Here is a 16,481-nt window from a genome sequence, read left to right as displayed (position 1 = left end):
AGCCGCCAGCCTGGCACCAGCGAATCAGCTTTGCCTCTTTTCGGGCGATTCCCCGGAGAGAGACCTTGCAGAGCAGTGTCGGCGCGCGCGCGTACCAGAATGCGCGATTGCAGAAGAAGTTGAGGAAGCAGGCGGACGCCGTCATGTCCTTCGCGATCGAGGCGCTCGGGCAGGGCAGAGTTGCCGAGGCCGAGACGCTCTGCCGCGAGATCCTGAAGGAGGTTCCGGATCATTTCCACGCCACGCACCTGCTCGGCCTGCGCGCCTATGAGTGCGGGCGGCTGGAGGAGGCGCAGCAGCTGTTCGAACGCGCGATCGCGCTCGATCCGCGTTCGCCCGATGCCCATGGCAATCTCGGCGCCGTGTATTTCGATCTCCAGAAATTCCAGGACGCCCGCGCAAGCCAGGAGAAGGCCATTGCGCTGAAGCCGAATTGTCCGATCACCCTGACCAATCTCGGCAATACGCTGCTCAACATCGGCCTCGGCGAGCAGGCGATCGGAGTTCACGAACGCGCCATCCGGCTGCGGCCGGACTATGCCGATGCATTCTGCAACCGCGGCATGGCGGAGCTGATGATCGGCCGGCCCGAGCCAGCCAAGGAGAGTTTCGACCGCGCCCTCGCATTCCAGCCGCGGCACGCCGAGGCGCTCGCCGGCAAGGGCATGGTATGCATCGAGCTCCGGCACTACGAGGAGGCGGAAGCTGCCCTCGCAGCAGGGCTCGCGATCAAGCCGGGCTCTCCGCGGATTCTGGCGCAGCGCGGACGGCTCAACTTCGATCTCTACCGGCTGGAGCAGGCGGCGGCGGACTTCGACGCGGCGCTGGCGCAATCGCCGCGGCTCGAGCTCGCGCTCCGCGGGAAAGCGCAAGTCAACCTTCTGTTGGGCAACACGACGCAGGCGATCGCGGCCGTCACGACCCTGCTCGAGGACCATCCGCGATCCGACTACGCCATCGTGCTTCTCGGCGCCTGCTATGCCAACCAGGGAGATGTCGCGACGGCGCTCGAGCATCTCGACGCGGCGCTCGAGATCTCGCCGGATTATGCGGATGCCATCGCACGCAAGATCTTCATCCTGGATTATTGGCCGGAGGCTGATTTCGCGGTCCAGCAGGCGGCCCGAAAATCCTGGTGGGAGGCGATCGGCGCCAGACTGCCGCAACGGACATTGCCGCCCCGGCAGCTCGACCCGGACCGGCGGATCGTCGTCGGCTATGTCGCGTCGGAATTCAGGAACCATTCGGCAGCGTTCGCGCTGTTGCCGGTGCTGCGTCACCACGATCATTCGAGGTTCGAGATCGTCTGTTATTCCTGTTGGCCGTTGCAGGACGAGGTCACGGAGCGGTTCAAGCCTCTGGCGGACGTCTGGGTGGAGGCCGCACAGCTTTCGGACGACGAGCTGGCCGATCGCATCCAGGCCGACAGGATCGATATTCTGATCGACGTATCCGGGCATACAGCCGGCAACAGGCTTGGCGTATTCGCCCGCAAGCCGGCCCCGATCCAGGTCACGGGCTTCGGACATGCCACGGGCACGGGCCTTCAGACCATGGACTACGTGCTCGCAGATCCCATCTTCATTCCGCCTTCGGCGCGTCCCTTGCTGGCCGAGAAGGTCCATGATCTGCCGTGCCTGATCACGATCGATCCCATCCGGGATGTTCCGCCCTCGGAGCTCCCCATGCTCCGCAACGGTCACGTGACCTTCGGCGTCTTCAACCGCATCTACAAGATCTCCGATGAGGCGATCCGGGTGTGGTCGAAGGTGATGTGCGAGGTGGCTGGCTCGAAGATCATCATCAAGCACGGGCTGCTCGACGATCCCCTTCTGCGTGATGGCCTGATCGCGCGGTTTGTGGCCCATGGCGTCGCCGAAGATAATATCACCTGCCTGGGCTTGACCTCGCGCCATGACCATCTGTTGGCGTTTGCCAAGGTCGATATTTCCCTCGACCCGTTCCCGCAGAATGGCGGCATCAGCACCTGGGAATCCCTCTATGCGGGCGTTCCGGTCGTCGCCAAGCTCGGCCTCGGCGCCTCCTCGCGCGCCGGCGGCTCGATCGTGGCGGCGGTGGGCCTGGACGACTGGGTCGCCGAGGATGACGACGGCTATGCCGCGATCGCGAGCAGATACGCGGCGCAGCCCGCGCATCTGGCGAGGTTGCGCGCGGAGCTGCCGGCCCGGATCGCGGCCTCGCCCGCCGGCAATGTCGAACGGTACACCCGAGAGGTCGAGGCGGCCTATCGCCGGTTCTGGCACGACCATTGTGCCGACGCTTCGGGCATGGAGCCGTAGCCGGATGTTGCGCCGAGCCCCGGAAAACCCCGGGGCCGGTGGCGGTCGGCGAGGCTCGCGAATCAGTTAGACTCTTGCGAGGGCATCCTCCGGAGAGATCACCTTGCAGAAGAGCGGCGGCGGCGCGCGTGCATTCCAGAACGCGCGATTGCAGAAGAAATTGATGAAGCAGGCCGACGCCGTGATGGCCGCTGCGGCGAACGCCTATGGCCAGGGCCGATACACCGAGACCGAGGCGCTGTGCCGGGAGATCCTGAAAGCCCTTCCGGATCATGTCGACGCCCTGCACCTGCTTGGCATGTGCGCCCATGATGGCCGGCGCCTTGAGGAGGCGAAAGAGCTGATCGAGCGCGTGATTGCACTCGATCCGCGCCTGCACGATGCCCATAACAACCTCGCGACCGTGTACTTCGACCTCGGCAACTACGAAGAGGCACGGCGCTGCCAGGAGAGGGCGATCGCGCTGAAGCCGAATTTCGCCGTTGCGCTGACGAATCTCGGCAACACGCTGATGCATATGGGGCTGTACGAGCAGGCGCTCGAGATGCACGAACGTGCCATCAAGATCAAACCGGATTATGCCGACGCGCTCTGCAATCGGGGCATGGTCGAGATCGTGCTCGGGCAGATCACGCGCGCCAAGGAGAGTTTCGATCGCGCCTTGCTGTTTCAGCCGCGTCACGCCGAGGCCATCGTCGGCAGCGGCATGGTCAGCATGGAGCTGCGGCACCACGAGGAGGCCGCAGCCAAGTTCGCCCAGGCGCTCGCGATCAAGCCGGGCGCGCCGCGCATCCTGGCGCAGCGCGGGCGGCTCAGCTACGAGCTGCAGCGCCTGCACGAGGCCCTTGCGGATTTCGATGCGGCGCTTGCGATTTCGCCCAAGCTCGAACTGGCGCTGCGGGGCAAGGCGCAAGTCTGCCTCGTCATGGGAAAGACCGCGCAGGCGATGGCGGCCGCGACGACCTTGATCGAGCGCAACCCGCGCTCCGAGATCGGGTTGGCGCTGCTGGGCTTCGCTTATTCGAACCAGGGAGAGATGGAATCTGCGATCGAATATCTCGATCGTGCGCTGGCGCTCCGACCGGACTATGGCGACGCGATCAGAGGCAAGATCTTCCTGCTGGACTACCTTGCGGAGGCGGATTTCGCGGTCCAGCAGGCTGTACGAAAGTCCTGGTGGGATGCGATCGGCTCTAGGATTCCGCAAAGGACGCTGCCGAAGCGGCCGCTGGATCCGGAAAAGCAAATCGTGGTCGGATATGTCGCCGCGGAATTCCGGCAGCACTCGGCGGGACTCACCTTGCTGCCCGTGTTGCGCCATCATGATCACGCCAAGTTCAAGATCATCTGCTATTACTCTTGGCCGGGGGCGGACGAGTACACCGCCATGTTCAAGCAGATGGCGGACGTCTGGGTCGACGCTTGGCAGATGTCGGACGACGAACTCGCCGATCGTATTCAGGCCGACAATGTCGACATCCTGATCGACGTTTCCGGCCATACGACGGGCAACCGGCTGCAATGCTTCGCTCGGAAGCCGGCTCCGATCCAGGCCACCGGCTTCGGACACGCGACGGGCACGGGCATGCCGACCATGGATTACGTGCTCGCAGATCCCATCTTCATTCCGCCATCGGCGCGGCATTTGTTTCCGGAAAAGATCCACGATCTGCCGTGCCTGATCACGATGGAGCCGGTGACCAATCTGCAGCCTTCCGAGCTGCCGATGCTCCGCAACGGCTACGTCACCTTCGGCGTGTTCAACCGCATCTACAAGATCTCGGACGACGCGATCCGCGTGTGGTCGCGCATCATGGGGGAGGTGCCGGGATCGAAGATCGTCCTCAAGCATGGTTTGCTCGATGATCCCTTGCTGCGCGACAGCCTGGTCGCACGCCTCATCGCGCAGGGCATTGCGGAGGAGCGCATCACGTGCCTCGGCACCACCTCGCGCGAGGATCATCTGAAGGCCTTTGATCAGATCGACATTTCCCTCGACACGTTCCCGCAAAACGGGGGCATCAGCACCTGGGAGTCGCTCTACAAGGGCGTTCCCGTCGTTGCCAAGCTCGGCATTGGAGCCTCTTCGCGTGCCGGCGCCTCCATCGTGGGCGCCGTCGGTCTTGGCGACTGGGTCGCAGAGGATGACGACGGCTATGTCGAGATCGCCCGCAAATTTGCGTCGCAGCCCGAGTATCTGGCGAAATTGCGCGCGGGTTTGCCGGCCCAGATCGCAGCCTCGCCCGCCGGCAATGTCGAGATCTACACGCGCGAGCTCGAAGCGGGTTACCGCCAATTCTGGCGCGACTATTGTGCGGCGGCTTCGGAGCGCGGCGAAGCGACGTAATCCGGACCAGCCGGGCCGCGGATGCGAATTCGCGACCCGAGGGGACCCGTGACAATCACACGAACGGCGGCTTGATGTTGCTGCGTTTCTCCAGCCATTCCGGCACCGGCAGGTTCTTGGCGCGCATGAAGTCCGCGTTGAACAGTTTCGACTGATAGCGGCTGCCGGAATCGCACAGCACCGTGACGATCGTCTTGCCAGGCCCGAGTTGCTTGGCGAGACGCATCGCACCGACGATGTTGATGCCCGTCGAGCCGCCAAGGCAGAGACCTTCATGCTGGAGCAGCTCGTAGATCACGCTGACAGCTTCAGCGTCGGGAATGAGATAGGCGTCATCCACCTTCGCGGTCTCGACGATGGCGGTCGCACGGTTGAGGCCGATGCCTTCGGTGATCGAGCCGCCGGGCGTCGCCTTGGCATCGCCGGTCCTGAAATATTCGTACATGCCGGCGCCGTGCGGGTCGGCACAGGCGATCCGCACGTTCTTGTTCTTCTCCTTCAGGTAGCGGCTGGTACCGGCGAGCGTGCCGCCGCTGCCGACCGAGCAGACGAAGCCGTCGATCTTGCCGCCGGTCTGCTCCCAGATCTCCGGCCCCGTGGATTCGTAATGCGCCTTGGCATTGTCGAGGTTGTTCCACTGGTCGGCGAACAGCACGCCGTTCGGCTCGGTCTTGCGCAGCTCGTCCGCAAGACGGCGGCCGACATGCTGGTAGTTGTTGGGATTGGCGTAAGGAAGGGCCGGCACCTCGATCAGCTCGGCGCCACACAGCTTCAGGAAGTCCTTCTTCTCCTGGCTCTGCGTCTCCGGGATCACGATCAGGGTGCGGTAGCCGCGCGCGCTGGCGACGACGGCGAGGCCGATGCCGGTGTTGCCGGCGGTCGCTTCCACCACGAGGCCGCCCGGCTTGAGCTCGCCGCGCTTCTCGGCCTCCAGGATCATCCATTTGCCGGCGCGGTCCTTGACCGACTGGCCGGGGTTCATGAACTCGGCCTTGCCGAGAATGGTGCAGCCGGTCAGTTCCGAGGCGCGCTTGAGCTTGATCAGCGGGGTGTTGCCGATGGCTTCGACAACGTCGTTTCGAATGGTCATGTCGGGGAAATCGCTTACCAAGGGGGTTGATCCGGTTGGCCAGAACCTAGTGCTTGGGACGCTAAAGGGGAAGGCTTTTGCGCTGCGGCGAAACCGACTGAAGCGCCTGTCCGACCAGCGATATTCTTGGAAAGCGCGACCGGCGATGATGCGCTCGGCCGCGAGGCGGGGTATCAGTAGGAGGAAATGACTGAACTCCGTCGGAGCACGGAAGATGATGGTCGTCGCCAGCCACTTCGCGACCGCTTTTTTCCAAGGACCGGTCGAGACGAGATCCGGAACGTGGATGGCTTCCTTTCGGCCATTGACGGTTTTGTGAGACGGCTCGGCCATCGGGAGCCGAAGCCGCGCCGAGCGTAATGTGGCGGGATGGAAGGCCCAGGTGCCGGTGTGGCAGCAATATCACATGAAATCTTGGTAAGCTTGCTTACGTCTCCCGGCGTTTTCAGAATGAGAGAAATATCTGCGAGACAAGCACCTTTTGAATTCTCGACCAACCGTTTCAGGTTCGCTGGCTTGGCCATCTCGCAACTGCGGCACTGTCCGGCAGTTCGGCACCCGGCTAGTATCAATGTCGAAGTTCCGCAGAAAGCATCACCACGGTGAACGCGTTGTCCAAAGCCCCCCGATCGTCCCGCCGCGAATCGGTTAATCCGGCTGCGCGGCGGCGGCTGGATCTGCCCGGCGGGGGGTGGATGTGACACAGCATGTTCCGGCGATCGCCATGCGGCGGTCTGTGGGGTCTGCATCCCGGACGCTGCGCGCGGCGCGCTGGCTTGCGGTGTTGTGCCTCGCCGCCGGGTCGGGTGCCTGCGTGCTGACCCAGGATCTTCCCGATCCCGCGCTCGACGTTCCCACGCAGTACAAATACGCCGGCAAGGGCGATGCGCCGCCGTCGCTGGATTGGTGGCGCGGCTTCCGGTCCAGGGAGCTGACGCAGCTGATGGAAGAGGCCCAGACCGTCAACCTCGACATCGCCGCCGCCGTCGCGCGCATCGTCCAGGCCGACGCGCAGGCGCGGCAGGCGGGCGCGGCGCTGCTGCCGACCTTGTCCGGCACCGGGCAGGAGACCTATTCGCGCACCTCCGGCTCCTCCGCTTCAGGGCTCACCAATGGTGGCCGCGAGGTCGTCAACTACCAGGCATCGCTGAGCGCGAGCTACCAGCTCGACTTCTGGGGTCAGAACCGCGATGCGCTGCAGACGGCCGAGGAGACTGCGAACGCCAACCGCTTCGATCGCGACACCGTCGCGCTGACGACGCTCGCCAGCGTCGCCAACGCCTATTTCCAGGTGCTGGCCGCGCAGGACCGCATCCGGACCTCACAGCGCAACATCGCGAGCGCGCAGCGCATCCTCGATGCCGTGAGGGAACGCCGCAAGGCCGGCACCGGCACCGATCTCGACGTTGCCCAGCAGGAGAGCGTGCTTGCCAATCAGAAGGCCCTGGTGCCGCCGCTGCGCCAGACGCTCGACCAGAACAGGAATGCGCTCGCCGTGCTGGTGTCGCGGCCGCCGGAAAGCGTGCGCATCGACGGCGGCTCGCTGAACAACGTGGCCATCCCGCGCGTCACGCCCGGCCTGCCGTCGGAGATCCTGACACAGCGGCCCGACATCCGCCGGCAGGAAGCGCAGCTCGCCTCGGCGACCGCGAACATCGGCAATGCCCGCGCACAGTTCTTTCCGACCATTCAGCTCACCGGCAACGGCGGCTACCAGAGTTCGGCGCTGGTGTCGCTGTTCCAGCCGCATGCTGCGTTCTTCCAACTCGTCGGCAGCGCGACGCAGCCGATCTTCGACGGCGGCAAGATCCTCGGCAATTTCGAGTTCGCCAAGGCGCGGCAGGACGAGTTGCTCCAGACCTACCGCAAGACCATCGTCCAGGCGTTCACCGACGTCGACAATGCGCTGTTCTCGATCAGGCAGACCACGATCAAGCTGCAATTGCAGCACGATGTGCTCAACGCCTCGAGGCGCGCCTTCGATCTGTCCGAGCAGCAATTGCGGGCCGGCACCGCCGACATCGTGACCGTGCTTAACACCCAGCTCACCCTGTTCACGGCGGAAGATGCGCTGTCGCAGGCCCAACTCGCACGGCTTCTCGCCATCGTCAGCCTGTATCAGGCGCTCGGCGGCGGCTGGGAGCCGCGTATGGAGAAACCGGTCAATGCTCTTTAAGCCGGATAGCAAGCAAGGCGTGACGGAGGGGACGGCGAGAAAGTCGCGCGGCCGCGGCTTCATCATGACCGTGATCACGCTGGCGATCCTCGGCGGCCTGTTCTATCTCGGCTGGACAGTCACGCATCAGCAGCAGGCAATCAACCGCAACAACCAGCGGCTCGATCTGCCGGTGCCCGTGCTGGCGGCAAGCCCGCGGGTGCAGGACGTTCCGGTCTATCTCGACGGCGTCGGCGCGATCCGCGCGCTCAATACCGTGACCGTCCGCTCGCAGGTCGACGGCAAGCTGATCGCCGTGAACTTCACGGAAGGCCAGGACGTCAAGAAGGGCGACGTGCTCGGCGAGATCGATCCGGCACTCTACCAAGCCACTTATGATCAGGCCGTCGCCAAGAAGGCGCAGGATCAGGCCCAGCTCGCCAACCAGCGCATCGACCTGACGCGCTACGAGCAGCTCGCTGCCTCCAACGCCGGCTCCAAGCAGCAGGCCGATACCCAGCGCGCGCTGGTCGCGCAGACCGAGGCGCTGGTCAAGGCCGATCAGGCTGCCATCGACAACGCGGCGGCGACGCTGAGCTACACCAAGATCGTTGCGCCGATCTCGGGGCGCGCCGGCCTGCGCCAGGTCGACCAGGGCAACATCATCCACGCCTCCGACACCACGGGGCTCGTGGTGATCACGCAATTGCAGCCGATCGCGGTGTGGTTCAGCCTGCCGCAGCAGCAGATCATGCGGGTCAATGCCGCCGCGGCGAAGGGTGCGCTCGCGGTCGACGTGTTCGGCAATGACGGCCTCACCGTGATCGACACCGGCAAGCTCACCGGCATCGACAATCAGGTCGACCAGACCACCGGCACGCTCAAGCTCAAGGCCGAATTCCCCAACGCCAATTACCAGCTCTGGCCGGGCCAGTTCGTCAATGTCCGCCTCAAGGTCGAGACCCTGACGCAGGCGCTGGTGGTGCCGACATCGGCCGTGCAGCGCGGTCCGATCGGGACCTTCAGCTATGTCATCGGCGAGGACAATATCGTCTCGGCCAAGCCCGTGACGGTGACCCAGCAGAACGAGCATGACGCCGTCATCGCCAGCGGCCTGTCGGCGAGCGACAGGGTCGTCACCACGGGCTTTGCCAATCTGTCCGACGGCTCCAAGGTCATCATCGGCCGCGACGACCAGACCCCGTCGGCCGATCTTGCCCCGCGCAAGCGCTCCCGCGGGCCGGACGCCCAGAAGAAGGATGGCGCCAAGGACGGTCAGAAGGACGGCCAGAAAGACGGGCAGGGCGGGGCTGGCGAGTTCCGCGCCAAGCGGAGCGGCAGCGAGGGCGACCAGAAGGGACAGACCGGGCCGGCTCCGGGACCTTCCCCAGCACCGGCCGCGGGCAGTGGAGCCAAGCAGCCATGATCCCGACAACAGCCGCTTGATGCGGCAGGCATAACCCATGGGTGTCTCCGAACCCTTCATCCGCCGCCCGATCGCGACCTCGCTGCTCGGGATCGCGCTTCTGATCGGCGGCCTGCTGGGCTATTTCGCGCTGCCGGTCTCGGCGCTGCCGCAGGTCGATTTCCCGACCGTGCAGGTGACGACGCAGCTTCCGGGCGCGAGCCCCGACGTGATCGCTTCGCTGATCACCGCGCCCCTGGAGCGGCAGCTCGGCCAGATCCCGTCGCTGTCGGCCATGAACTCGACGAGCTCGTTCGGCGTCAGCCAGATATCGCTGCAGTTCGATCTCAACCGCGACATCGACGGCGCGACGCAGGACGTGCAAGCCGCGATCAATGCCGCGGCGGGCGTGCTGCCCAAGACGCTGCCTTATCCGCCGACCTACGCCAAGGTGAACCCGGCCGATGCGCCGGTCATGACGCTGGCGCTGCGCTCCGACACCATCTCGCTGCGGGTGATGAGCGACATCGCAGACACCATCCTGGCGCAACGCCTCAGCCAGATTTCCGGCGTCGGGCGCGTCGCGGTGCTCGGCGGCCTGAAGCCGGCCGTACGCATCCAGGCCGATCTGGCGCGGCTCGCCGCCTACGGCATCGCCATGGAGGATTTGCGCACCGCGATCGCCAACGCCAACGTCTCGGGTCCGAAGGGCTCGCTCGATGGCGCGCAGCAATCCTACATCATCGCGGCCAACGACCAGATCGCTGCGGCCGAGGCCTACAAGCCCGTCATCATCGCCTATCGCAACGGCTCGCCCGTCACTATCGCCGACGTCGCCCAGATCGTCGATGGCCTGGAGAACGACCGCACCGGCGGCTGGTACCAGGGCACGCCGGCCGTCATCATCGACATCCAGCGCCAGCCCGGCGCCAATGTGATCGACGTCGTCAGTCAGATCCGTACCGAAATCCCCAAGCTGCAGCGCGCGATTCCGGCCGGCGTGAACCTCACCATCGTCTCCGACCGCACCGTGACGATCCGTGCCTCGGTTCACGACGTGCAGTTCACGCTGGTCCTTGCCGTCGTGCTGGTCACTCTCGTAGTGCTGCTTTTCCTGCGCTCGATCCGCGCCACCATAATCGCGGGCGTGGCGCTGCCGCTGTCGCTGATCACCAGCTTCGGCATCATGTATTTCGCCGGCTTCAGCCTCGACAATCTGTCGCTGATGGCGCTGACGATCGGCACCGGCTTCGTCGTCGACGACGCCATCGTCATGATCGAGAACATCGTGCGCCATATGGAGAACGGCGACGGCCCGATGGAAGCTTCGCTGAAGGGCGCCAGCGAGATCGGCTTCACCGTGATCTCGCTCACGGTGTCGCTGATCGCGGTCTTCATCCCGCTGCTGTTCATGTCGGGACTCGTGGGGCGCATGTTCCGCGAGTTCGCGCTCACACTGACGATTGCGGTCGTGACCTCGGCCGTGGTCTCGCTGACGCTGACGCCGATGATGTGCTCGCGCCTGCTCAAGCACGCCCATGAGGAGCTGGCGGTGCCGGGACTGGCTGCGATCAGCCGCTTCATCGACCGCACTGTCGAAGCGTACCACCGCACGCTGCTGGTGGTTTTGCAGCACCAGCGCACCACGCTGGTCGTGACCTTCGCGACGCTGATCGCGACGCTCGTTCTCTACGTCGTCGCGCCAAAGGGCTTCCTGCCGCTGCAGGACACCGCCTCGATCACGGCGGTGACGGAGGCGGGGCCGGACGTGTCGTTCGCGGAGATGCAGAAACGACAGGCCGAGGCGGCGGGCGCCATCAAGGCCGATCCCGACGTGGTCGGCGTGGTCTCGGTGATCGGTGCAGGCTCGGTCAATCCGACCACCAATGTCGGCCGGCTCGTCATGACCTTGAAACCGCGCGGCGAGCGGCGTGACGATGTCGCGGCCGTCATTGTCAGGCTGAAGGAGCGGGTCTCGGGCATCCCCGGCATGACCGTCTATTTCCAGCCGGTGCAGGACGTGCAGATCTCGACCCAGTCGAGCCGCTCGCAATACCAGTACACGCTGACCGGCACCGATGCGGCGCTGGTGTCGGAGTGGGCCCGCAAGCTGGTTGCGGAGATGCGACGCGATCCCCTGTTCCGCGACGTCTCCTCGGAGGCGCAGGAGGGCGGATTGCGGGCGCAGCTCGACGTCGACCGCACCCGCGCCGGCCAGCTCGGTGTGAGCCTGCAAGCCATCACCGACACGCTCAACGACGCCTTTGCGCAGCGCCAGATTTCGACCATCTACGGCCAGGCCAACCAGTACCGCGTGGTGCTGGAGGCGCTGCCGATGTATCAGCGCGATCCCTCGATCCTGTCGAAGCTGTATTTGCCGGGGGCGGCGAGCGCGACCGCCGGCGCACCCAACGCACAGGTGCCATTGTCGGCCGTGGCGACGCTCAAGCGCACCACGGCGCCGCTCGCGATCTCGCACCAGGCGCAATTCCCGTCGGTGTCGCTCAGCTTCAATCTCGCGCCGGGCGCCGCGCTCGGCGATGCCGTCGACGCCGTGAAGACGATCGAGACGCGGATCGGCATGCCCAACAACATCGTCGGCGTCTATGCTGGCGACGCCGCCGAATTCGCCAAGGCGTTGGCCGGCCAGCCCTGGCTTCTGCTCGCAGCCGTGATCACGATCTACATCGTGCTCGGGGTGCTCTACGAGAGCTACATCCACCCGATCACCATCCTGTCGACGCTGCCCTCGGCCGGCGTCGGCGCCATCCTGGCGCTGGTGCTGTGCGGGCAGGACCTCTCGGTCATCGGCCTGATCGGCATCATCCTGCTCATGGGCATCGTCAAGAAGAACGCGATCATGATGATCGACTTCGCGCTGGAGGCCGAGCGCCGGCAGGGCATGTCGCCCAACGATGCCATCGTACAGGCCTGCCTGCTGCGCTTCCGCCCGATCATGATGACGACGCTGGCGGCGCTGTTCGGCGCGCTGCCGCTCGCGATCGAGAGCGGCACCGGCGCCGAGCTGCGCTTTCCGCTCGGCATCTCCATCATCGGCGGCCTGCTGCTGAGTCAGCTGCTGACGCTCTACACCACGCCTGTGATCTATCTCGCGCTCGACCGCATCAACCGCCGGCTCGAGCAGGCGCTGCCGCCGGCCGTATCCGGTGGCCCGCCGGTCGCCGGCGCGACCGAGGGGATGCAGTGATGGCATCGATCTCGGAGCCCTTCATCCGCCGCCCGGTCGCAACCACGCTGCTGTCGATCGGGTTGTTCCTGCTGGGTGTGGTCGCCTACGAGTTCCTGCCCGTCGCTTCGGTCCCGAACGTCGACTTCCCCGCCATCTTCGTCTCGGCCAGCCGGCCCGGCGCCGACCCCTCGGTGATGGCGGCGACGGTGGCGTCCCCGCTGGAGCGGCGTCTCGGCGAGATATCAGGCATCAACCAGATCACCTCGACCTCGACGCTCGGCAACACCAGCATCCAGCTCCAGTTCGACATCGGTCGCAACATCGACAAGGCCGCGCGCGACGTGCAGGCGGCGATCAATGCCGCGATGGTCGACCTGCCGAGCGACCTGCCGACGCTGCCGCGCTTCCGCAAGGCCAATACGGCCGGCGCGCCGATCTACGTGCTGGCGTTGACCTCCAAGACGATCTCTTCGGCCGCGATCTACGACGTCGCCGACAGCGTGCTGGCGCAACGCATCTCGCAGGTGCCGGGGGTCGGCAACGTGGCGATCTCCGGCGCCGACCAGCCGGCCGTGCGGGTCCAGCTCAATCCCGTCGCGCTGTCCAATGCCGGTATCGCCACCGACGACGTGCGGACCGCCATCATCAACGCCAATCCGCTCGGCCCGGTCGGCATCTTCAATGGCGAGCGCCAGAGCGAGACGCTGTCGCTGAACAAGCAGATGCGCAGCGCGAAAGAGTTCCGCGACATCGTCATCAAGAGCTCGAACGGCAATTTCGTGCGGCTGTCGGACGTCGCCGAGATCGAGGATTCCGTCCGCAACGCCCGGTCGATCGCCTGGTTCAACAAGCAGCCTGCCGTGCTGATCCAGATCACCAAGCAGGGCGATGCCAACGTCATCGACGTCGTCGACCGGGTGAAGGCGCTGATCCCCGAGCTGAAGCAGTGGATTCCGGCCGGCGTCGAGATCTCGACCCTGGTCGACCGCACCGGCACGATCCGCGCCAGCGTGCTCGACATGCAATGGACATTGCTGGCGACCGCGGTCCTGGTGATGGTCGTGGTGTTCGTGTTCCTGCGCAGGCTGACGCCGACGATCGCGGCCGGCATCTCGGTGCCGCTGGCGCTCGCCGGCACCTGCGCCGGCATGTGGGTCGCGGGCTTTTCCATCGACAATCTGTCGCTGATGGCGCTTGCGATCTCCGTCGGCTTCGTGGTCGACGACGCCATCGTCATGATCGAGAACATGTACCGCAATCTCGAGCATGGCATGCGGCCGTTCCAGGCGGCGCTGGAGGGTGCGAAGCAGATCGGCTTCACCGTGGTCTCGATCAGCCTGTCGCTGATCGCAGCCTTCACGCCACTGATCTTCATGGACGGAATCGTCGGCCGTCTCTTGCGCGAATTCTCGCTGACGCTGACCTTCGCCATCCTGGTCTCGACGCTGGTGTCGCTCACGGTCACACCGATGATCTGCGCGCACTATATCCACCAGGCCACGTCCGGCACGGCGACGCTGTTCGATCGCATCGTCGAGGGTTCGCTGTCGCGCATCGTCTCCTTCTACGCGAGAACCTTGCGCACCGTGCTGGACTACCCGCTGGCGACGCTGCTGGTGTTCTTCGCCACCATCGGCCTCACCGTGACGCTCTACATCAAGGTTCCCAAGGGCTATTTCCCCACCGACGATTCCGGCTTCGTGATCGGGGCGACGCGCGCCTCGGCCGACATCTCGTTCCAGTCGATGCTCGGTCTCCAGCAACGGCTCGCCGACATCGTGATGAAGGATCCGGCGGTGGCCGGCATCGGCTCGACCGTCGGCGCTGGAGGCGGGCCGGGGGGAGCGACCTCGAACCGCGGCATCATGTATATCAGCCTGAAGCCACCGGAGGAGCGCGACCACGTCTCGACCGAGGTCGTGATCGATCGTCTGCGGCGCGCGCTGTATCCGGTGGCCGGCATCCGCCTCTTCATGTTCGCCGCCCAGGACGTCCGTGCCGGCGGCCGGCAGAGCGATTCAGACTACCAGTACACGCTGACCAGCACCGACCTCAGTCTGCTGCAAAAATGGGCGCCGATCGTCGCCAAGCGCATGGAGAGCGTCGAGGGCATCACCGACATCTCCAGCGACCGCGACCCCGGCGGGCTTCAGCTCACCCTGAACATCGATCGCCAGAAGGCGTCGGCACTCGGCGTCCGGGTTCAGGACATCGACAATGCGCTGAACAACGCCTTCTCGCAGCGGCAGATCTCGATCATCTACACCCAGCGCAACCAGTACATGACCGTGCTGGAGATCGACCCGAAATTCCAGGTCGATCCCTCAAACCTCGATCGCATCTATGTCGCGGGCGCGGGCGACGCGCAGGTGCCGCTGTCGGCCGTGGTGCATGCGAGCCGCGGACTCGCCGCGCTTGCGGTCTATCACTCGCAATCGTTCCCCTCGACCACAGTGTCGTTCAACCTCATGCCGAACGTGCAGCTTCAGGCGGCGACGCAGAACATCCAGCGGGCAGTCGAGGAACTGCACATGCCCGAAGGCATCCGCGGCAGCTTCGACGGCAATGCCGGCGACTTCGCCAAGACCAGCGGCCGCCAGCCGCTGCTGATTCTCGGCGCGCTGGTGGCGATGTATATCGTGCTGGGCGTGCTCTATGAGAGCCTCGCCCATCCGCTCACGATCATCTCGACACTGCCCTCGGCCGGATTAGGCGCGCTGCTCGCCTTGCAGCTCACCAACACGCCGCTGACGGTGATCGCCTTCGTCGGCATCATCCTCCTGATCGGCATCGTCAAGAAGAACGGCATCATGATGGTGGATTTCGCGCTCGAGGCCGAACGCCAGCGCGGCCTGTCGTCGGCAGAGGCGATCTTCGAGGCCTGCCAGGCGCGCTTCCGCCCGATCCTGATGACGACCATGGCGGCGCTGTTCGCCGGCATTCCGCTGGTGGTGGCAACCGGCCCCGGCACGGAGCTGCGGCGTCCGCTCGGCATCACCATCATCGGCGGCCTGTTCGTCTCGCAGATCCTGACCCTCTACACCACGCCGGTCATCTACCTCCTGATCGACCGCCTGCGGCGGCGGTCCGCGTCGCGTCCGGTGCCGGCACCGGCGGAATAGGTTGTTGAAGCCGCGCTTCGAGCGTATAGCGGCGCCCATGTCGAACCCGCCAGAAACCGCCGCCGTCGCCGATCCGATCCCGGAGTGCCCGCACTGCCAGAAGCCGATGCCGTTGTGCATCTGCGACAGCGTCACGCCGATCGAAAACCGGCTGTCGCTGCTGATCCTGCAGCACCCGCAGGAGCAGGACAGGGCGCTCGGCACCGCGCGCCTGCTCGCCCGGCATTTCGCCGACGCCACCGTGCGGGTCGGCCTGTCCTGGCCGAGCCTGTCCAAGGCGCTGGGACGCCCGGTCGAAGATGCCGCGCGCTGGGCCGTGCTCTATCTCGGCTCGGCACGCGCCGCCGACCTCGAGGCGGAAGCCGAGATCATCGCGCTCAACCGCAAGGGCGAGATCGCGGAGAACCAGCGCGCGATCCTCGGCAAGCTCGAAGGCGTCGTGCTGCTCGACGGCACCTGGAGCCAGGCCAAGGCGCTGTGGTGGCGCAATCCCTGGATGCTCAAATGCCAGCGCGTCATCCTCAACCCCGCGCACCCTTCGCGCTATGGGCGTCTGCGCAAGGAGCCGCGCCGCGACGGGCTCTCGACCATCGAGGCCGCGGCAACTGTCCTGGCCGGCCTCGAGCGGCGTCCCGATATCGCCGAGACGCTGCATGCGAGTTTTGAACGGCTGTTAACACGCTATCGCGAGGTTCAGGCCGAGATGCCGGAACTCGCGCCGAAGCCTGCCCCAAAGGGCCGGCGCGACTTCCGACGACGCAAACGAGCCTGACTTCGGCCCAACTCGTCCGTACGGTCGATTGCGCCGCAAGGCGCGGGCGTCTAGAGACCATCGGCCGGTCCGTGGCCGATCTGCTGTCCTGGTGCGGCAT

8 protein-coding genes are annotated in these 16,481 nt (G+C 65.5%); 7 read left to right on the top strand and 1 reads right to left on the bottom strand.

What is annotated here, in order from left to right; genetic code table 11:
• The first annotated feature begins 65 nt into the window (after window positions 1-65).
• Entirely contained in the window at window positions 66-2,300 is a 2,235-nt protein-coding gene (locus UNPF46_RS14140; protein ID WP_181769929.1) for an O-linked N-acetylglucosamine transferase, SPINDLY family protein, read from the top strand.
• A 103-nt stretch (window positions 2,301-2,403) separates the two neighbouring features.
• The gene (locus tag UNPF46_RS14135) at window positions 2,404-4,647 is read left to right on the top strand and encodes an O-linked N-acetylglucosamine transferase family protein (RefSeq protein WP_181769928.1); all 2,244 of its coding nucleotides are present in this window, start codon (window positions 2,404-2,406) and stop codon (window positions 4,645-4,647) included.
• Window positions 4,648-4,702: 55 nt separating this feature from the next.
• Here the strand turns inward: UNPF46_RS14135 and UNPF46_RS14130 are convergent, their stop codons facing one another.
• Window positions 4,703-5,737, bottom strand: coding sequence for a cysteine synthase A (locus UNPF46_RS14130; RefSeq protein ID WP_142250411.1), 1,035 nt, complete (start codon window positions 5,735-5,737; stop codon window positions 4,703-4,705).
• A gap of 724 nt (window positions 5,738-6,461) precedes the next feature.
• On the opposite strand from UNPF46_RS14130, the gene UNPF46_RS14125 reads away from it, so the two are divergent.
• Genes UNPF46_RS14125 through UNPF46_RS14105 form a run of 5 tightly spaced genes read left to right on the top strand, consistent with a single transcriptional unit; the run spans window position 6,462 to window position 16,381 of the window.
• Window positions 6,462-7,913, top strand: coding sequence for an efflux transporter outer membrane subunit (locus tag UNPF46_RS14125; RefSeq protein ID WP_246668649.1), 1,452 nt, complete (start codon window positions 6,462-6,464; stop codon window positions 7,911-7,913).
• Entirely contained in the window at window positions 7,903-9,318 is a 1,416-nt protein-coding gene (locus UNPF46_RS14120) for an efflux RND transporter periplasmic adaptor subunit (protein ID WP_142250409.1), read from the top strand. The genes UNPF46_RS14125 and UNPF46_RS14120 overlap by 11 nt, the downstream gene beginning before the upstream one ends.
• A 37-nt stretch (window positions 9,319-9,355) precedes the next feature.
• The gene (locus UNPF46_RS14115; protein ID WP_142250408.1) at window positions 9,356-12,505 is read left to right on the top strand and encodes an efflux RND transporter permease subunit; all 3,150 of its coding nucleotides are present in this window, start codon (window positions 9,356-9,358) and stop codon (window positions 12,503-12,505) included.
• Window positions 12,505-15,609: an efflux RND transporter permease subunit gene (locus tag UNPF46_RS14110; RefSeq protein WP_142250407.1), complete on the top strand. Its 3,105-nt coding sequence runs from the start codon at window positions 12,505-12,507 to the stop codon at window positions 15,607-15,609. The genes UNPF46_RS14115 and UNPF46_RS14110 overlap by 1 nt, the downstream gene beginning before the upstream one ends.
• A gap of 37 nt (window positions 15,610-15,646) precedes the next feature.
• Window positions 15,647-16,381 (top strand): tRNA-uridine aminocarboxypropyltransferase, encoded by a 735-nt coding sequence (locus UNPF46_RS14105; protein WP_142250406.1) that lies wholly within the window; start codon window positions 15,647-15,649, stop codon window positions 16,379-16,381.
• The last annotated feature ends 100 nt before the right edge of the window (window positions 16,382-16,481 follow it).

It is taken from the genome of Bradyrhizobium sp. UNPF46 (assembly GCF_006658625.1).
Classification (GTDB): Bacteria; Pseudomonadota; Alphaproteobacteria; order Rhizobiales; family Xanthobacteraceae; genus Bradyrhizobium; species Bradyrhizobium nitroreducens.
This window is presented reverse-complemented; position numbering and strand designations above follow the sequence as displayed.